The sequence below is a fragment of the Paenibacillus sp. JJ1722 genome (assembly GCF_048282685.1).
Lineage (GTDB): Bacteria > Bacillota > Bacilli > Paenibacillales > Paenibacillaceae > Paenibacillus > Paenibacillus polymyxa_B.
In genome coordinates, this window is record NZ_CP182500.1 from 6,037,961 (window position 1) to 6,057,878 (window position 19,918).

Below are 19,918 nucleotides of genomic sequence, written 5' to 3' on the forward strand. Positions count from 1 at the left end.
TGACATTGTGCATGTGCAAGTTTACTAAATGCTTGTCATTTCCTGTTGTTATTATTTTTCAGAACGCCCAACGAAGCGCTGAATATCTTCCCCAATCAAGGCCAGCGCATCCCTCCAGAACTCTGGTGAACGCACATCGATACCCATTAACTGCCCGGCATCTGCAACCATGGTGGTGCTGCTGGCGGCCAGGAAGGCTTGAAATTGCTCGGCGAATCCGCCTTCACGTTTCTTATACTGCGCGAATAGCCCTTTAGAGAACAACAGCCCGAACGAATACGGGAAATTCAGAAACTCATTGCCTGTCATATAATAACCAGCCTTGCTAACCCACTGGTAGGAATGAATAGAATCCGGGTCAATACTGCTTCCATAGGCCGCAGACATGGCATCCTGCATCAGGCTGTTCAGTTCTTCCACCGTTAGCGAGCCTGATTTCCTATGCTCATAAAGCTGGCTTTCAAACAGATAACGGGCATAGAAATCAACGATATAATAACCGGCATCCGAGAGGCTCCGCTCCAGGATCGGCAAGACTTCTCCTTCCGATGCACTCAGCAGTAACTCTTGATTAATCAGACCCTCACAAAAGATCGACGCCGTCTCGGCAATCGGAATCGGATAATCTATATTGACCATAGTCTTTCCGGCAAGACAGCTGCTATGGTAGGCATGACCAATCTCATGCGCCAGTACACCAACATCCATATAGCTCCCGGTGAAGCTGGTTATAATCCGGCTCTCTTGGATTGGTGCGATATCAATGCACATGCCAAAGTTCCCTTTTCCTGCCCGTGACTCCGCATCGATCCATCTGGAGATGAACACCTTGCGGGCGAACGCACCCAGTTCTGTACTGAACGAGTTAAACCCGGCAACAATAAGCTCTCGTGCCTCCGGATAGCTAATTTTGACGGAAGAATCATCGCCAACCGGAGCAAAGATATCATGGAAAGGGAGTGGTCCTGCGTGGCCCAGAAGCTTTGCTTTGTGAAGATAATACTGATGAAAGGCAGGCAGGCTCTCCTTAATCGCTTGCAGCATTGCTTCCAGCGTCTCCTGATCCATACGTGAGGTCTCCAGTACTTTATGCAGCGGCGATTTGTACCCTCTTAGCTCATAGATTCCTATCGCCTCTCCACACACCGCATTAAGACAAGCCGCACTCTGTTCGGCAACACTGCGGCAAGCCTTGGCTTCCGCTTCATATGCCGCCTGCCTAACCTGAGAATCATGGTCGTACACCAGATTGCGCAGCTCCGTCAAAAACAGCTGATGCGCTGCCCCTTTCATCTCCACCTCTACACGCAAGGTAGACTGTATCTTCATGTACAGCCTCTCCCACGCTTTGGCGCCGGTAAGCTGCATCCGGGCAATGACTGTCTCAGCTTCTTCACTGAGCAAATACCTTGACTGCTGCTGCAGCTGACGCAAATAAAAAGCATGCCGACCCACATACTCACCCGAGCCAATAATAGTATCAAGCTCTTCCCCACTCATGCTTGCCAGCCATTTGCTGAAACTTGCTAGAGCTTCTTCGGAACCCGCGGCCATTTCTTCCAATACATCCATCTGATTTGCAGCTTCTGTATTCCCGTTGTCAATGCTGAATACCAGTTCTGCATAGCTGAATAAGCACAGATACACGCTCCTGAATGCATTATATTGCCTAAGAAAATCTTCCGTTAGAATCGCAGCCTTCTCTTGAGTGTGTAAATGAAGCTTTGCCCTCGCACCAAGTTCATCTGCAAGCTCTGCTGCATGTTTATAATCCTTTTGATATTTCTCCGACTGGAATGAGGAATACAGACTCTCCAAGTCCCATGTTAAGTTCATCGCCGTTAATCTCCTTATCGTAAACACAAGCGATGCTATACGTATCCCGGCAACCGGCCATATCGAACGTATAGCAGGCTGCGTTATATTTTATTGGGATAATTCGAATATTGTATTCTGCGGCTAAGACTTACATGTTTCCACCTCTTCCGGTACTATGTTAAGCAAAGTTAATGTCAAGTATAACACGCCCACTTATTCCCTAATATGTGATAAGTCGCTGACCAATTTTCTTCTTCACTCACACCAAAAAGCCCCGCATCCGCAGGACTCGTCTCATTTTATCTTATTCATACCCTACAGATTGGTATCTACCTGTTTTCAGGCGAATGTACTCGCTGTATCTCAAGGTCATCCCTCCATATGTATCATTGATAAAGTCTAAATAGAGTAGAGTAAATTTCGCCCTACTTGTGATACGGTTCACCGCCCTGGCTGTAACGGCAAGTCTTTGGAATAACCCTGCTTATAAAGGATAGTCAATCTTTAAATTACATAGCCTTAGTCTTCTGCCTTTCTTGATTTTGCTTTAATTTTAGCGAGCTGCTACTTATTCCAGTCACAGGGCTCGTTCTCGATGAGGTCACCATGCTAGATTTGAATTACTCCGCCTCCAGCTTCGTATCTTATAGGGACAATTTTTAACAACGATCAACAATTTACCTCTTAAAAATAACAAACATGCTTTAAAAATATACAGTAGCTAAGTTATACCAGCATACTACTAACTTAATAACCATAATGATAAAGCTACCTATAGTATAAGCCGAACAACATACTAACAAAAGAATAGCCGTTACCTGCATGAGACGCCTTCTTAAACGAATCCAAAATAAACCCTTGTTAATGCCTGTTGCACCCCAACTGGATGGCATAAACATTAGTCTGTCCCATAAATCATTACCTGCACTCCTAAGCCAGGTGATTTCATAAGGCAAAATGCGTTTACCAAAAACCCTTATATAATTATACCGATTAAGTAACAAGAAATGAGTTCTTATAATGTATGTCCCATAAATCTTGATATTTTTTTCTGGCCCTTTATTTGACTCCATGGAGATAATCTCGGTATGGAACTCATTCCAGTTTGCTTCCTTTTTATGCTCAACAAGTTTATCAATTCTTATACCTTTTCGTGATAGAATTACATCCTCAATAAAGGGGATTTCATCTACTTTATAATGATTATCATAAAAAATTACCTTGCCTACAATATTTTTTATATCATAGCCAGTAGTGTTCAGAATGCGTACTTCACGCAAAACTCTCCACTCCCCATTATCTAAAAAGTTATCATCAAATACTTTAGTTGATATGGGCGTCTTTTCTTTTGACTCATATATTTTGGGCTGGTAACTCTCTTTTATTTCTTTATTAAATTTAGAATCGCTAATCCTTAGTACAATAACTATAAAACCAATTAAAATAGAGTATAAAATTAAACCCACTAGATTTTCAAACAAGATAATACTACTGTAATTTAGTACATCTCTTATAAAAACGGGTTGCCAAATGTATAACAATATTAATAAAACTGAAATTAAAAAAAGTTTGATAATCTTATTGTTTATTTGAATTGATCTTCTTTTATTTTTTTCAATGTCCGTTCTCAAATTCAATTCCGGGTAATGCTTATTTAGTTCCATAAGATCAGTTGCTAAATCTTGAATAAGATCTTCCCAAAACAGCATTTGTATGGGGAATTTATGTTCCTCTTTACGATGTTCAGATAGCATACGTATGTCTCTCTGGAGTTTAGCATCACGAGATGCTGTTGTTGCTATGTAGTATATGTCCAGATAAGGAACAAAATTTTCAGCTTTTAAAACCTCTGAGACTACAACTTTCAAGTTTAATTCCCCTTCTATTAGTTTACACTGCACGCCTGCCTTTCTTCCTAAATCATCATTGCCATAAATATCAACACCGTGTTGAACTTGTCCCTTTCTTCCAATTCTACTCAAATTTTTATTTTCCCAGCGTATCCGTAAGCAACTAGCAACTATATCCTCAAATTCATTCCATTCTCTTGGAGCTGGTATTGATGAGTTTGCCATTGTCGGCATTGCCTTTTCCCCTCTCTCTCCGCAGATTTCCCTCTTATATTCAAATAATATTTAAATACGTAAAGTAGGATTAGTTAACGACAGAATATGTATTTATTTCAAATGAACAATACTACATCTAATAAAATTGATTGTTTCCGCTATACTTTCACTTATTTCAATTATATTTTAATCTTCCCCTTAAATCCCCTTCTTCTCTTAAGTGTGTGCAATAATATTTCTTTTTAGGTACGACTATGTCTTGCGTTCAATTCCCAAACATCTAAATTTTCTAAGCGTATCAGGCATAAAAACTCGTTTTCGACATCCCACTTATAAAGACCACCTGTATTACCTGAGAAAGCGAGGCTAGCCCCTTTTTTCTGAACCTTAGGTAATTATATGACTTGAGCTTCTCATCACTCTGAATAAAGGTTTGAACGAAGCGTACCTACCCGATAGAAGTCATTGTGATTATTCAATTCCAAATAGATTCCTTGTGTAATAATCGAGTATACAAAGTTGTCAATGAAATTGATGTTAAAGATAGAGAAACATTCATAATTAATACAGAAGAGTTATCATCAGGAAATTAAATAACCTGAGGCTTTTATGATGACTTAGCTAAATCTAATAATAAGAAGTATAGTCGAAGAGGAGAGATTGCTATATCTCGTAATATATTCAACTCCCCAATCGTTATACTGTGTAAAAACTTCACAGAAGGGTATTTACGTACCTTTCTGACCGGAGTGTGACCTAACCCACTCCTACAGTTATCATGCTGAAAATACAGGCTCCTGCGAGTTTTTCTCCAAAAAACTTGCCCCTACTTATGATACGGTTCAGCGTAACATCTATAGGTCAAAATTAGACTCTAAATCGATCGCTAGTCTACAAAAAACAATAGGCCTTCCTCTTAATCGTGAGAAGGCCTCATTTTGACTGTTTTCTTTCAAATCCATTTTCGGTCATAGGAATAATGTTTTATAATGAAGTGCTTTGATTGTAAACCTCTTTAAATTGATCTGTCGTTCCAAATATCTTTTCAATATTAATTTTATAGTTGGAAATATCATCAATATATAAAACTCTTAAATTGTTTCTTGCTCTAGAACAAGAAACATATAACAAATTTTGTATTTGTTCAAATTTCTGTTTATTTTCATCTTCTAAAGTTTGTGAAATCATGTAATTTTCAAAAAAGAAATTAAAATAATTATTAGTTCTACCAAAAGCATTCTCCATAATAATGATAACATTCTTAAACTCGAGTCCTTTTGTCCCATGATAAGTATGATAAATTATATTACCATCATGCTTGCTTAAAACATACTTATACCACAATTCAAATTCATACAAATTAATCTCCAGTAGTCTCTGTATAATTCCGTTTGCATTATCTATTTCATCGTCTGGTATATTTGGGAATAATTTTTCTAAAAGAAGATTTTTAAATAAATCAATTGAGACACTTTCAAAGTCAAAAATTGTATCTATTACTTTCATATATTTTTCGCATTTATCATCTTTGTGATAATTTAATGAAACTGCTTCTATATATTCTCCTATTGTTTCCCCTTTATTTTGTTTCAATAATTCGATTAGTACTCTTAAATCTATAATGTTCATATCTTCATATATATTATTTTGCAAAATATCAATAAGTGGAGTACTTGGATTATTAAGATTACTTTTTAATTGTATTATTTTGAATAATAATCTTGGAATTTCACCGAGCTTTATTAAATCGTTACTCAGAAGTTCAGTATTAAGTAGATCATAGTTTTTACCACTATATTTATTGGTTTGTTTAAATGTGTTATATATGTTTTCAAAACCGCTGTACTTCGCAACAGTTTCATTTGTTAATACTAAGCAATGTAGTTGATTTTGCGAGGTTATTTCCCATTGATGTTCATACTTTTTTATAAAGTCATTTATATCATTCCAACTCCCGGTATAAAACTTTACGCTGCCACCTTCACAATCATCATAGATTGATACTTGTTTCATACCATCATTTCTAATTCTATTTATTACCTCAATAATTTCTTTTGTGGACCTTCTATTAAACTCCTTGTCTATTGAAATTAAGTTTGAATGAAGTTCAGTTATACTTCTACCAACACCCGAGTTATAGATGTTCTGAGCAGTATCGCCGAAGTATCCAATGAAAATGCTATGAGCAATTTTCCTCGCATAATTTTGCAAATAATTCATAATTACTACTACATTTAGATTAGTATCTTGATACTCATCGATAAAAATATAAGGATATTTATCAACAATAATCTGCTTTAGAAGATCATAATTCTCTATTATCTGCAGACCATATTCTAACAAAGTATCATGGCTAATTCTCATCTTATGTAGTTGATCTCTGTTATACATAGAGTTATACACCACTGACCTATATTTTTTTTCATTTAAATCAATATTCTGTTTACAATTATTGTAATCGTTTATTTTGTATATAGTCATTGCTAAATTCTTAAATTCTGCAATGTTATTTAGTGTTTTAGAGAAATCACTCAATATATTTTGAAATGAATTTCTTAATCCAGCTGCGTTAGAGTTATAATTTTTATAATATAATTCTCTGTTATCTAACATTATCTTTATAAAATTTTGTTTTTCCACAGCATCTAACTCTTGAAATTTCACATATTTCTCTTTTAGATCTCGTTCTAAACTATCAATACTTTCTTGCAATCTTTCCTTGTGAATTATCACCAGCTCTTTTTTGTAATCTTTTATAAGATCCCAAATTCTATCATGTATTGTTGAAACCAATACTAAGTCTGAATTCCCTAGTCTTTCCTTTATTTCTTTTGTTGCAACATTTGTATATGTAATACAAATAATTTTTTGATTATGTTCTCTTAAAGTCTTTCCATACTTTTTTATTACATATCTCAAGCTTTCAATTAAGGCATATGTTTTTCCAGCACCAGCACCAGAATTAAATATAATACTTTCATTATTATCTATAGAGCCAGTAATAGCATATAATGACTGGTTTTCTTTATCTCGATTAGATGGAGATATAATTGATAAACTCATCTTACTTCTCCCCTTCCAATTTTTTAGTTAACCAGAAAAATCCGTTTTCTATATATTCGGGTAAAGAGGGTTTTTCTATATCGCTTGTTATATACTTATAGAGCAATTCATTAGCAAAGTCACTTTTATTATTTGATAATTTTCTTTGAAGCTTATACGAATTTTCTTTAACTTTATCAAAACTAGTATCTTCACCCAAAATCTCTTGGTAAATTTCTGGCTTCATTTTTTTTAATACATTATTAACCAGAGGATTTTTATAATTTGTTAGAATAAACGCTTCTTCAAAGCTTGTTGCATAATATCCCTCTATCAACCCCTGATATGCTAAATACAAGTTATTAATTTCAAAATTTTTAGGCAAATTCACCAGTTTATCAGAACTATTATTATATTTCTTAATTGTTTTATTGGTTGTTACTCTATCATTTATCTCACTAATTTGTACAAATGTTTCCTTTTCTTTTTTCTCTCTTTTTATATCTAGATCTGTAATTATAAGCGCTGGAACTTTCAGCAACTTTATCAATTCATGATAAACAAGTCCGTGCGCTCCATCTATATTGAAAATGGATATATAGTATTTTTTCAATCCTTCTGTCTGATCAATATAATACTTAATAAGAGTCTCTTCTGTTATTCCCTCAACAAAAATTATGGCATCAGAAAAGAATAGCTCAGACACTTTGTACTTAATATGTTTTTTTAAGAATTTAAGATTGTTCTCTCTTTCCTTATCCTTATCCTTATTATTCGAATCTTCTTTAGGTAAGATAATATTATCATGTAGATTTACTACATGAGTATGATGATCGACTACCGTTACGTAGTTTATGTGATTAAACGTATTACCGTTATGAATTTTGCTGTTCAGTATATGTGATGAATGTGTTGTAATTATCAGCTGGCTATTTACATTTTTATTTTTACTTTCCAGTAGGGACGCTATTGCATCATTTATATTTTTTATAAACAGTTCTTGCATCTGTGGATGCATGAATGTTTCAGGCTCTTCAATAGAAATTAAGTTTACTCTACTGTTAAAGGAATCTTCCGGATACTTTTCCATGTAGTCAATTAAATCCGCTATAATCATCATTAAATTAGTATATCCTAATCCAAATTGATTCTCTGGAATATTGCTATCTTGTTCTATATATTCATACTTGATTAAATTATTTATCAATTTTTGAAAAGTTAGATCTGCACTTAATGATACTTTTAGTTTATCTACTGATTCAATTTTCCCTAAAGATGCATTTATACCTTTTGTATGTTTTTCATCAATTATATCTTTAAGTCTCGTATTCATAACATTCAAGTTTGTGTCAAGCTCTTCTTCTCCTTCTTCAAATAATGTTTTAAAACGATACTTAATAATTGTGCTAAACGCTTTCGAAAGACTGTACTCATTTTCAATATTATTAGCCTTAATTGCTCTCAATTCAATCAAATTACTGATATTAAATTTGTTAACGATTTCTCCATTAGTATTGTAATAATTAATCTTAAATCGTGTCTCATCAATTAATTCTAGAAACTTTTTGAATTTAATACTTTCAGGTTTCTTGGTAAATATTTTTTTAACATCTCTAATAAAAGTCTCTTCATCTTCCAACTCAAATTTTACAATTATTTCTAATTCAGACTTATTTAAATCATCTAAAACCATAAAAGGGACAAGATTAGTAATCAAATCATTGCTATGATTTTCAATTCCAATACCTATATTAAATTGTAAATATGGGGTAACAACTTTTTCAGTATACTTTTCATACTGCTCTAATATTCCCTTTAAATATGAATAATTAAAATCATTCGCTTTAAAAGCACCATTTTTATTTATTAGTTTATCTAATGCATTAATAATTGTTGTTTTACCAGAATTGTTTTTTCCAACTAATAACGTAGTAGTTGGTGCTATATTTATTTCCTTACTCTTTATCTGTTCCTGATAACTCTTTGCATCAACAAATTCTATTTTATTGTTTTCAAAACCAAATTTTCTAAAGTTGCTGATTCTTAAACTCTTTAAATACATTAAGTTTCCTCCTAAATATTTTTGCTCATTACCTTATATTTAAATCTTAAAATTCCTACATATAATTATCTAGCGTTCTCATACTAAAATTACTGGAAGGAATTTGCCTGCACATGTTTATGTGATTATCTGAAACTCATTTTATCATAAAATTGTGGTAATTTATCCCTTCAAACAAAAAATCCCAATCGGTCACGATCGGGATTTCCAAACTATAATTTATCTCGTTTAAATACTTTCCATCTCTACTAAGTAGAAAATGCACACTGCCTTGACAATTCTACTTTTCGCCCTACTTATGATACGGTTCCCCTCGATTAATCTTCACCGCCCGATAAATCTGTTCCACCAGCACCAATCGCATCAACTGATGTGGCAAGGTCATCCGTCCGAAGCTCAGCTTCTGCTGGGCGCGGCGGAGGACTTCGTCAGAGAGACCATGACTGCCGCCAATGACGAAGACAACATGGCTTGTGCCGTAAGTGCCGAGCTTGTCCAATTCCTCTGCGAGTTCTTCCGAGCTCCACAGTTTGCCGTCGATGGCGAGTACAATGACATGTGCTTCGCTTTTCACATGAGCAAGGATGCGCTCTCCCTCTCGCTCCTTGACCTGTCGAACCTCCGCTTCGCTCAGTGTGTCGGGAGCCTTTTCGTCCGCTACCTCAATCATTTGAAACTTGATGTATGGCCCTAGCCGTTTGGCATATTCCTGAATTCCCATGACCAAATACTTCTCTTTTAACTTGCCCACACCTATAAGCTGAATAAACAAATTCCATACCCCTATCTATGTCGAATAATAATGTAAAATCGTATTTACGATCCCTAACTTAAAAACATACCTTTAACATAGTTATTTTAGCACCTGAAACTCCTCTTACCTATCTATTTCCTCTCCACTACGAGCCTATTCCCTGTTCAGGTCATAGCGGATTATCCATTACGCTCTTCACAATGAAATGCCTATCCGTTTCGTATTCATCAAGACTCTGCATTAGCATCTGTCGATATTGGCTGATTTGTTCCGCTGTCGCTGACTCCCGTAATGATTCAAACAATGCTGTACATTTCTTGAAATTACGATCGTTACCCGACTGATCGGCTAGTTGCATCGCCCGTACAGTAATTCCCACTGCATCCTGTAATCTGCCACAATTCCGATAGTATAAAGCCAAGTGATAGCAGTAGCTATAATAGTAAGATATGCTCTTCGCGTCTTCATAACTCCCGAATTCATCAATCTGCTCTGCAAACGTATGTAAAATATCCCCTACATCCAAATGATACATAAGCGCTGCCTGTAATATAGTATTCAGCCCCGGTAATATTTCCTCTAGATTATCCTGCAAAAAGGCTACGTATTCCTCGACAAGCTCTATATTTCCAGACAAAATATCTACTGCATATAAATTAGTTTTGGCTAAAAACCTGAATTCCTCGACAACCTGAATGTCTTCTTTCTCTAAATCCTCCATCCACCCCAGCTCAGCATACTTATAGATGCACTCCCTTGCCTGCTCATATGCACCCTGGTTTTGGTGAGCCATTCCACACATCAGGTGACTGAAACCAAAATAGTATACCAACGGACGTTCTAAATTGACATGCGGGATGGATAACTTCATTGCTTTATGATACTGCCGTTCTTCATAGATACGCTGTACACATTGGTACAAAATATCTGCCGTCTCCATCACCTTTTTCCAATTTTCAAAAACCACAGCCATCTCTAACATTTCAACAATGATGTCCGGTTTAAGTGATTTCAGGATAGAAGTTCTCAAGAGTAGCCCCTCCTTGTATTTCCATTCATAACCAATTGTATAGAAAGTGAAAAAGGAGGTCAATATAAATAGTACTTAAAAGTACAGTTTTATATGTATTTATTTTGTATAAGATGGTCTGTAACGATATTCTCTCCTCTTCTAACCTTAAGTGGAGGTGATTACATGAGTTTACCAGAAAGTGTCGGAAACCGAATACGAGAACTAAGAAAAGCTAAAGGATGGACACAGGAACAATTGGCAGAAGCAGCAGGACTTCATTACAGTTATATGGGTGGAGTAGAACGTGGAGATCGAAATATTTCATTGGAGACGTTGGAAAAAATAATTCTAGCATTAAACGTTCCAGCCTTTGAACTTTTTCAATTCGATGAAAATACGGATCGAAAACAGATCATAAACGAACTTATGTTACTCATAAATTCAAGAGAAACAACAGAGCTCGAAATTCTTACTACTATAACAAAAAATATTGTTGCTTTAGTTGAGTTACAACAAAAAAGAATTGAATAATTCTTTTCTACCTGACTTTTACACTTCATCTTCCATAAGCTTGTTATGAGGTGGTTAATATGACAAAATTACGGAATTCGGTTGGAGAAAGAATTAGAACGATTCGGAAGGCTAAGGGACTAACACAGCAACAACTTGCGGAACTTTCAGGATTAGATGATGCATATATTGGATCGGTAGAGCGTGGCGAAAGAAACTTTTCGATTGATACCTTGGAGAAAGTGTTAACTGCCTTAAACGTGTCTATCAGTGAATTAATGTTTTCCAAAGAACATATGACTGAAGACGAAACGATTCGGCAAGAGGCGATAGATGAGTTTGTTGCGTTGACCAGCAGATTGAATGAGGAGCAAATCGGCATTCTCAGACGGGTTAGTAAAGAAGTTTCACGGGCGTTCAAGTAAGTCATGCCACCCTATAAAAACCATAAATAAAACCAAAAAAGAGCACCGCACAGGTGCCCTCCAAACCTTTTATAACAATACTCAAGCGTACAGCATAAAAAAGCTCACTTCATGTCCCAGTTGCTTCAAATAATTATAAATCTGCGAACGATGATGGAATACGTGGGTCAAGGTCTCAATCTGCCATTGAACCTGCAAATGTCCGTGCTCCATATAGAAAGCCTTCGTCGAACGGTTCAGATAATCTTCTTCGCTAAGCGAAAGAATGTAAGCCTTATAAGCCTCAAAATTCTGCCTGAAAGTCGCAGCCAAGCGCTCGGGATCTTCCACCCCGGACAGGCTGTTTTCAATGCTTCCCACTTCACCCTCAGACTTCTCCTGCATTATCGCAAGATCCGAAGCAGGAATAAGCACAAAGTGATGCACTAACTCCAGCAGCGAGCGAAAATTGTCTTGCGGGCGAAAGCCCCAATCCTCTGGGCGTATTTTACGGATCAAGGCTTCCCCCGTTCGTACTCCGGTCTCTAGCTCATTCAGCAGATGATCGCGAACTTGCAGCGTTCCACTCATATTCACATCTCTCCTTTGCCATTCTTATTCATATTTTGAGTATAGCCGAAGCCTCTGGGCGTGTATTGTAAAAATCGGACAACTTCCGTAAATCCTTAGCCGCAGTAAGCGGAGAATCTCCATAAAACCTGCGGAAATCGCGGATTAAATGCGCCTGGTCGAAAAAGCTGTGCTTCAATGCCAACTCCGTCCAATCCAGATCCCCGCCGCTTTGAATACTGTGTAGAACGCTCTGGAAGCGGACGACCTCACTGAACTTTTTGGGGCTGATTCCGATCCATTGCCCAAACTTGCGGTTAAGCTGTCTTTCACTGATCGCCTCACGCTCCGCAAGCTCCTTAACCCCCACACTCCCAGCGCTCACAAAGATGCGATGCAGCAAGTTTTTCATCAGGTCACAATCGTTCGTGCGTTGGCGCAGCAGAAGCTGGTTAAGATACTCATCCATTATGCGCACCCGTTCATTGAAATTCTGCGCTTCCATAATGCGCTCACCTATCACAGCGATGCTTTCGGGCCAGAGATCTTCCAAGCGATAATTACCACCTGTAAACAAATGAGTCGGCATACCGTGAAAATAATGTGCCCCACCGGGAAAAAATCGCACCGCAAAAATGCGTGTCTCGGACCCTGCTTGTCTGGCAGACACAAACGGTTGCGTAAATGTCCCACAGTACGAGAGTTCCTGACGCTTACTCACCGGGTCGTATTCAAATAGAATATCCGTACAGCCGTCAGGTAATACCCGCTCCATGGTTTCTTCATGCGGCAAGCTTAACAAAGCGGTGTCTTCGCACGAAGCTGCTAGATTCTCTTCTACTACCCTATTAGCCGGACCGGACTCCCAATAACAGGCCACGTAAGCTTTCAGCGCAGCAGACGGCTTTTGTTCGATATAATACGTGGAGAGATCACTTCCATTGACTTGAAGCGGACGAAATAGTGAATGCAGCAAAGGGTCCATCCATCGTTCACTCCTGTCTCAGCACGTGATGGGAATAAATATAGCTCTATGTATGGGGTATTTTTGCAAAAATTCTGGTATACAAAAAGGACGTTTCTGCCCGAAACGCCCGTGCTTGTTTTTTAGACGACCAAAAACTCTGCTTTGTTCTCACATTCCTTGCACTTCACTGGAGGGTCCCAATCCGAAAATTTCGTTTCCTTAAGATCGACGACATCCGGTGCATCCTCGTATTCATCGACGAACATATCAATTGCCAGTTCCACATGCTCTTTACATACCACGTACATTCCAGTTGCATCCCTTTCCGTTTGAAGCTCTTCCTGTTGTAGATGTGCCAAAACCGCCTTCTTTTGTTCTACCACACTTGACGCGGAAAGAAAAGGGCTTGCTTTTTACCCCAGACGTCTGGTTGTAAAAATAAGAAAATTAGTGACATTCAGGTCCTCGTGAAAATGGGGATATTTCTCCAACATTTCGGCAGACGGCTTGGGTTCGACCATCCCTTCCAACAGCAAACCCGCCTCAATAATGGTCTGCACATAGCTGCTCAGCGTACGGTGAAAGTACAAAAACTTTTCTTCCTGATCATAAGGGATCGCTTGCTCCAATGGGCCTTCGTTGAAATATTGATCCACTTTCCAATATAGTTTTTTCCCTGTCTCATCCTTCACCCAACCACTCTGTGGCGTCTGGAAGCACGGATGCAGAATAGAAAAAATAAAGCGGCCTCCTGGAACTAATAATCGCTGCATTTCGGCAATCGCCTGCTCATAATGAGCCAAGTCCTGTATGACCATATTGGACACGATCAGATCAAAGCTCTGGTCCCCGAACATCTCCAGCTTTTCCAGATTGCCGTGGTGATATGTAATTCCCAATGCTGACGGCGTTCGCTCTTTGGCTAGCCTCAGCATCTCTGTCGAGTAATCGACAGCCTCTACCAACGCACCCGCCCTGGCCATTTTACGGCTTAGATAGCCTTCGCCACAGCCGGCATCCAGCACTTTTTTGCCCCCGAGAGGTCCCATACAGGCTTGCAATGCCGGGTTTAGCAGTACTTCGCGAGATCGATCTCCTTCCTCCGTGTACTTGGCAGTAAAGTTTCCTGCATGCATATCCCAGCGTCGAATGGCCTCTTCCGTGTCCCACTTATTCATATTCATCTCCTTCTTTCTTTTGTATTTACAAATCCGGTGCTATACTACAATCCACGTAGGGCCATAGATTCTACACTCATTTCTGTATTTTTTCAATAATAACGCTTACAAAATTAAAATATCTAATTAACACATGATTTTTACATGAATTATACAGGTATTCCATATTCAAATAGTGTGGTAGTGTTTTATTAGAAAGCGCTTTCAAAAATAACTTTGTAAAGGGGCCTGTTATGTTAAAACGAAGACCCGTTTCATTGCTGTCGTTGACGCTTGCCATCACCTTATTGTTATCTACGTTCGCATCCGTTGCCGCTGCTGCCGAATCTGACGGACAAGCACCACAAGCTGCGGCTGCGAGCAGCATGCAATCGTATGTGGAAGCCATGCAGCCTGGATGGAATTTAGGGAATTCTCTGGATGCTGTCGGGGCGGATGAGACAGCCTGGGGCAATCCGCGTATTACCCAGGCGTTGATCCAGCAAATTGCTGCCCAGGGATACAAAAGCATACGCATCCCGGTCACCTGGGATAAACACATTGGAGCAGCACCGAACTATACCGTTGAGTCTGCCTACATGAACCGTGTGGAAGAGGTTGTTCGCTGGGCGCTGGATGCCAATCTGTACGTCATGATTAATGTCCATCATGATTCATGGACGTGGGTAAGCAATATGGAGCCCAAACATGATGAGGTGCTGGCTCGCTATAACGCATTATGGACACAAATTGCCCAGCGCTTTAAAGATCAGCCTAACAAGCTGATGTTCGAAAGCATTAACGAACCCCGTTTCTCCGAAGGAGGGACTACGGATGAAACGAAAATGAATCAGATGCTCCAAGAACTGAATGTATCCTTCCATAAAATTGTCCGCGCCTCTGGCGGTAAGAATGCCACTCGTCCCCTTGTTCTGCCTGGCTTGGACACCGCACCTGCTCAGGCCAAAATCAACGAACTGTACAACACGATAATCAAGCTGAACGATCCCAATCTGATTGCCACCGTCCACTATTATGGTTATTGGCCTTTCAGTGTAAATATTGCGGGCCATACTACTTTTGATAAAGATACTAAAAACGATATCATCCAAACCTTTGATAACGTCTATAACACCTTTGTAGCCAAAGGTATTCCGGTTATTGTAGGTGAATTCGGTCTACTCGGCTTCGATAAAAATACAGGCGTTATTGAACAAGGCGAAAAGCTGAAATTCTTCGAGTATTTAACCTATTACATGAAAGAGAAGAAAATAACAGGCATACTCTGGGATAACGGCCAGCATTTTAACCGCACAACGTACAAATGGTCTGATCCTGAGCTCTTTAATGTTATTAAAGCCAGTCTAAAAGGGCGTTCCTCCAATGCAGCCAGTGACCTCATTCACTTGAAGAAGGGCACTCCTGCTCAGGATGCCAAGGTCACCTTAAACCTGAATGGCAATCAGCTGAAAACACTCAGTGTCAACAACAGGCAACTGACACAGGGCACCGACTATACGCTGAGCGGAGATACATTAACCTTAAAAGCCAGCTTGCTCACCAGCCTGACCACTTCCGGTAAATATGGGGAGAATGCCGTCATTACCGCTAAGTTTAACAAGGGGGCAGACTGGAACTTCAAAGTAGTCGTGTATGATACCCCAAAATTAAGCGCTGTCGAAGGGACTACACAAGCCTTTACTATTCCAACAGAATTCCACGGTAGCCAGCTCGCCACGATGGAAGCCGTTTATACCAATGGTGGCAATGCCGGTCCACAGGATTGGACGCCTTATAAAGAGTTTGGCAATACTTTTGCCCCTGCCTATGATGCCAATGGCATCAAGCTGCTACCTGAATTTTTTAATAGTGTAAAAGATGGTGAAGTCACGCTGAAGTTCCATTTTTGGAGCGGCGATGTGGTGACATACAAGATCACCAAGAGCGGAACCCGTGTAACGGGAACGACATCCTAATCAAAGGCTCAGCAGAAGATCGAAAAAGGCGTTCCCGGAAATGAGCCGGTGAACGCCTTTTTTTATAGTTAAGCCTATAAGTTACCTTAGCCTTCCGGCTTATCTGTTAATTTTAACATCACCGTTTCTTCCTTGCCTGCCCGGTAAAAAGTAACTTTCAGCTCATCGCCAATCTTCTTGTTATCGTACAAGTAGCGACGTAAATCAAGGGTAGAGTTAATCGGTTCGCTATCAAACGCTGTAATGACATCGTTCAGCTTCAAGCCACCCTCCTTGGCAGGACCATGGGCCTCCAGAACGACTGCCCCATTTTTCACGCTGTCCGGCAACTTGAGCTCCTTGCGCTGAGTTTCATCCAGCGGTGCATATTCATTGTTGAGGTCCACCGTGTATACCCCCAGATAAGGGCGGGTGATCTTGCCGTCCTCAACCAGTTCATTCACCGTCTTCATTACCTCATTGGCGGGAATGGCAAAACCAAGTCCCTCAACACCAGTATCAGCGATTTTCATCGTATTGATGCCGATCACACGTCCGTCCAGATCGACCAGCGCTCCGCCGCTGTTTCCCTCATTAATCGCCGCATCGGTCTGGATCACATGCTGCTCCCAGTCATATACGCCATCCTGGTTAATGGAAATCGGAATGATGCGATTCGTATAACTCACAATACCGGAGGTAAGCGTGTCTCCCAGGCCAAGCGGATTGCCAATAGCAATGACCGTCTCACCCAGACGAAGTTTACTGGAGTCGCCGATATCCGCTACCGTGCTAATGCCTTTATCGTCAACTGCGAGTACAGCGATATCACTAATGCGATCCTTTCCGATCAGCTTTGCCTCTTTTCTGACGCCGTCTACCGTTACAATATCCAGATCATCTGATCCTTCGACCACATGGTTATTTGTCATAATGAAGGCTTTGCCTGAACTCACTCGGAAAATGACACCCGATCCAAGCGCGGATTGTTCCGTGCTTTTACCATCTTCCTCTTTCAGATTCACGATGCTGACGACGGCTGGGCGCACCTTGGCTGCCGCCTGCACAATCCGATCATACGGATCACCCGCTGCTTGCCGCAAGGGATAGTGACTGGCTCCCGTTACCGCCGTAGTGGAGGGCAGGCCTGTAATAAAGCTGAACAGAAGCACAGCAACCACTGCACTGACTGCACCGCTAATGACAGCAGCTTGCACCGGACTTACTCCACGCTTCCTGTGTGGCCAACGTCCACGTCCTCCACGGCGCGCCTTAAATGCCATTTTTTTAGCCGCACGTGTGGATACCTTTGTTGAATAAAAATCGTCCTCAAACAAGCCCATGCTAATCCTCTCCCCTTCGTTGTCATGCACCGACACTCACTAAAAAATTAGGGCTATTCGGGCTTGCGCCAACCTATGCTACAGAGAACCTGCTCCGTTGAACATCTCAAATGGATTGAATATCCCTTATCATCGGAATCCAGCAACCAATCGTTCCGGCCTACTTATTAATCACCACAAATGGTGCCTTCCTAAGCAACCGAATCTCATAAATTAGCATACACGCCGAATCTGACCCCGAATAGAGGAAAAAAGAGGAATGATTTCCAAACCAATGGACTACAATAGTAACAAGTCTTCTATTCTATTACAAAATGATCGTCTCATAGAGACGTTCTGGCCTGTTCCCGTCCGCTTAAAGCTGCCTATACTTTCGATGAGAGCCTTCCTTCAGAAAGCTTTCCGTTGTTAGCTTTATTGTATCACAGCACCCAACAAAACCACAGGCAGAACCAAGCTCATTGCACGCCATTTCTAAAATATTTTTACAGGAGGAATATATGATGAATTCACATCGTTCGGCTATGGATGAAGTTCGCATGGCTGCCAAGCTTGCGGATTTGAAAGACGAGCATTACCGCAATACACTGGCGCTAAGTACATTGATTGAACTACTGGTGGACAAAGGCGTAGTGACCCGTGAAGAGGTAGAACGCAAAGCCGCCGAGCTGGACAGCTTTATGGCTCACTTACCTTATCCCAAGGTGTAGGACGATCATAGTACGTATCGCACAATCGAAATTCACTGTCCTTGTAAAAACAGCCGCGGTCTTCCATCGCCCCACGTACAGTCAACTTCGCAAGTTCCATCATATTGTGGTCGCGGCTCAAATGTGCCAAATACGTTCGCTTCGTACGGCCTGTCAACAGCTCGCTAAGAATCGCGCCCGCCATCTCATTGGATAAATGACCGATATCGCTGAGAATACGGCGCTTGATGTTCCACGGATACCGCCCCATACGCAGCATTTCCACATCATGATTAGACTCCAGCACCAATACATCCGCGTCTGATATCGCCTGTTTCACTTTGTCACTGACATAGCCGAGATCGGTGGCTACACTGAGCTTCTCTGCCCCATCATAAAAGCTATATCCTACAGGCTCAGCCGCATCATGGGATATGCCAAAAGACTCCACGCGTAATGACTCAAATTCCCGCGTTGCGCCTGTCTCCAATATTCTGCGGTTATCGTCTGCAATTTGCCCAACAGCATTACTGATGGCAAACCATGTCTTCTCGTTAGCATATATAGGTAAATTATATTTACGCGCCATGGCGCCTAGTCCTTTAACATGATCGGAATGCTCATGCGTGACCAAAATACCATCCAACTCTTCTCCGCTCAGATCGCGTTCTTTCAGCAATTCGTCAATACGCTTCGCGCTGAGACCTGCGTCGATGAGCAATGTCGTGTCTTCGTTCCGCACAACGGTAGCGTTGCCGGTCGAACCGCTCGACAGCACGGTAAATGAAATCCCCATATCTGTTCAAGACCCTTCTGTATGTTCTGTCTTTGGACTAATGACATCTCCGTTCATCTGCACATAATACACACCTTTCCCGTTGTCCAGCATAAACCGCCACACGGGGGCAGCCACCTGGCTATCGGAGTTAAAGGTCTGTCCGTAATAACCGAGCCGGATATCCTTCACAATCGAGTCACGCGGCAAATAGCCATCGATCAGCCTTGCCAGTGCTTTGGACGCAGGCAGCATTTTCTTTGCCTCATCCGAAGGCTGGAGATCGACCTTAATTTTGCGATACCCTGTAATCTTCTGATTGCTGTAAAACAGAGCCAGCTTCACATTAAATAGCGGCCATTTGCCCTGAACCAGCGGATGAAGCACAAAAGCATCTGCTTGTCCGGATGCCAAATCCTCCTGAACATCCAGCGGATCGTACTGAAAGTTATCGATATCCTTGATTTGTGGCTCCAATGCCTCAACTAGCGCGTCATGGGTGAATACCAGTTTGCTGTCCACCGGCTTCACCAGCTGCACACGATCATCCTTTTCTCCACTATGAACGTATGTGTAAGAAAGTTTAGGCAGCTGCGGGGTATCACCGGGAATCGGAGCCAGCACCTGAATGCTTTTCTCTTCCATTAAACGCTGCGTATTTTCATCCAATGAAGTAAAATCCAGATTCGGCCCTGCCGTTTCCTGCGCATCATGCCACAATTGGTAACCCAATACCACATTGAGCAGCAAAAATGTACAAATCAATACGTTCTTAGCGCGGCTCCAATCCATTC

The 19,918-nt window shown here is 40.5% G+C and carries 17 protein-coding genes; 4 read left to right on the forward strand and 13 right to left on the reverse strand.

From position 1 onward, the window contains the following. Positions 1–51 precede the first annotated feature (51 nt). From ACM1ND_RS26890 to ACM1ND_RS26915, 6 genes are all read right to left on the reverse strand, one after another. Complete coding sequence (locus ACM1ND_RS26890; protein WP_075154997.1) at positions 52–1,836, reverse strand: M3 family oligoendopeptidase; 1,785 nt, start codon at positions 1,834–1,836, stop codon at positions 52–54. A gap of 686 nt (positions 1,837–2,522) precedes the next feature. Beyond that, entirely contained in the window at positions 2,523–3,902 is a 1,380-nt protein-coding gene (locus ACM1ND_RS26895) for a hypothetical protein (RefSeq protein ID WP_075154998.1), read from the reverse strand. A 966-nt stretch (positions 3,903–4,868) separates the two neighbouring features. Next, a complete protein-coding gene (locus ACM1ND_RS26900) occupies positions 4,869–6,947 on the reverse strand; it encodes a UvrD-helicase domain-containing protein (RefSeq protein WP_075154999.1) in 2,079 nt (692 codons plus the stop codon). A 1-nt stretch (position 6,948) separates the two neighbouring features. Beyond that, positions 6,949–8,988: an ATP-dependent nuclease gene (locus ACM1ND_RS26905; RefSeq protein WP_075155000.1), complete on the reverse strand. Its 2,040-nt coding sequence runs from the start codon at positions 8,986–8,988 to the stop codon at positions 6,949–6,951. A 292-nt stretch (positions 8,989–9,280) separates the two neighbouring features. Then, on the reverse strand, positions 9,281–9,760 hold the full coding sequence (gene rlmH, locus ACM1ND_RS26910) for a 23S rRNA (pseudouridine(1915)-N(3))-methyltransferase RlmH (protein WP_013312768.1): 480 nt from the start codon (positions 9,758–9,760) through the stop codon (positions 9,281–9,283). A gap of 151 nt (positions 9,761–9,911) precedes the next feature. Beyond that, entirely contained in the window at positions 9,912–10,772 is an 861-nt protein-coding gene (locus tag ACM1ND_RS26915) for a DNA-binding protein (RefSeq protein ID WP_075155001.1), read from the reverse strand. 165 nt (positions 10,773–10,937) lie between these two features. On the opposite strand from ACM1ND_RS26915, the gene ACM1ND_RS26920 reads away from it, so the two are divergent. Together ACM1ND_RS26920 and ACM1ND_RS26925 are read left to right on the forward strand one after the other, a co-directional pair. Then, complete coding sequence (locus tag ACM1ND_RS26920) at positions 10,938–11,285, forward strand: helix-turn-helix domain-containing protein (protein ID WP_068939283.1); 348 nt, start codon at positions 10,938–10,940, stop codon at positions 11,283–11,285. 59 nt (positions 11,286–11,344) lie between these two features. Then, positions 11,345–11,689, forward strand: a complete 345-nt coding sequence (locus tag ACM1ND_RS26925) for a helix-turn-helix domain-containing protein (RefSeq protein ID WP_069080183.1) — start codon at positions 11,345–11,347, stop codon at positions 11,687–11,689. Between the two features lie 81 nt (positions 11,690–11,770). Here ACM1ND_RS26925 and ACM1ND_RS26930 read toward each other — a convergent pair whose 3' ends face one another. The 4 genes from ACM1ND_RS26930 to ACM1ND_RS26945 all read right to left on the reverse strand — a co-directional run bounded on the left by ACM1ND_RS26930 (position 11,771) and on the right by ACM1ND_RS26945 (position 14,383). After that, a complete protein-coding gene (locus ACM1ND_RS26930; protein WP_075155002.1) occupies positions 11,771–12,259 on the reverse strand; it encodes a DinB family protein in 489 nt (162 codons plus the stop codon). A gap of 28 nt (positions 12,260–12,287) precedes the next feature. Beyond that, positions 12,288–13,223 (reverse strand): AraC family transcriptional regulator, encoded by a 936-nt coding sequence (locus tag ACM1ND_RS26935; protein ID WP_075155003.1) that lies wholly within the window; start codon positions 13,221–13,223, stop codon positions 12,288–12,290. Between the two features lie 122 nt (positions 13,224–13,345). Continuing rightward, complete coding sequence (locus tag ACM1ND_RS26940) at positions 13,346–13,513, reverse strand: CxxH/CxxC protein (protein WP_007433184.1); 168 nt, start codon at positions 13,511–13,513, stop codon at positions 13,346–13,348. 105 nt (positions 13,514–13,618) lie between these two features. Continuing rightward, on the reverse strand, positions 13,619–14,383 hold the full coding sequence (locus ACM1ND_RS26945; RefSeq protein ID WP_075155004.1) for a class I SAM-dependent methyltransferase: 765 nt from the start codon (positions 14,381–14,383) through the stop codon (positions 13,619–13,621). A 233-nt stretch (positions 14,384–14,616) separates the two neighbouring features. Between ACM1ND_RS26945 and ACM1ND_RS26950 the strand changes: the two genes are divergently transcribed. Then, a complete protein-coding gene (locus tag ACM1ND_RS26950; RefSeq protein WP_418026902.1) occupies positions 14,617–16,338 on the forward strand; it encodes a cellulase family glycosylhydrolase in 1,722 nt (573 codons plus the stop codon). 86 nt (positions 16,339–16,424) lie between these two features. Here ACM1ND_RS26950 and ACM1ND_RS26955 read toward each other — a convergent pair whose 3' ends face one another. Continuing rightward, positions 16,425–17,660: a S1C family serine protease gene (locus tag ACM1ND_RS26955; RefSeq protein WP_023991119.1), complete on the reverse strand. Its 1,236-nt coding sequence runs from the start codon at positions 17,658–17,660 to the stop codon at positions 16,425–16,427. A 503-nt stretch (positions 17,661–18,163) separates the two neighbouring features. On the opposite strand from ACM1ND_RS26955, the gene ACM1ND_RS26960 reads away from it, so the two are divergent. After that, the gene (locus ACM1ND_RS26960; protein WP_025723164.1) at positions 18,164–18,370 is read left to right on the forward strand and encodes a hypothetical protein; all 207 of its coding nucleotides are present in this window, start codon (positions 18,164–18,166) and stop codon (positions 18,368–18,370) included. On the opposite strand, the gene ACM1ND_RS26965 is transcribed toward ACM1ND_RS26960, so the two are convergent. Next, the gene (locus ACM1ND_RS26965; protein ID WP_023991120.1) at positions 18,339–19,145 is read right to left on the reverse strand and encodes an MBL fold metallo-hydrolase; all 807 of its coding nucleotides are present in this window, start codon (positions 19,143–19,145) and stop codon (positions 18,339–18,341) included. The genes ACM1ND_RS26960 and ACM1ND_RS26965 overlap by 32 nt on opposite strands. A 6-nt stretch (positions 19,146–19,151) precedes the next feature. Then, on the reverse strand, positions 19,152–19,916 hold the full coding sequence (yycI, locus tag ACM1ND_RS26970) for a two-component system regulatory protein YycI (protein WP_071644126.1): 765 nt from the start codon (positions 19,914–19,916) through the stop codon (positions 19,152–19,154). Between the last annotated feature and the right edge of the window lie 2 nt (positions 19,917–19,918).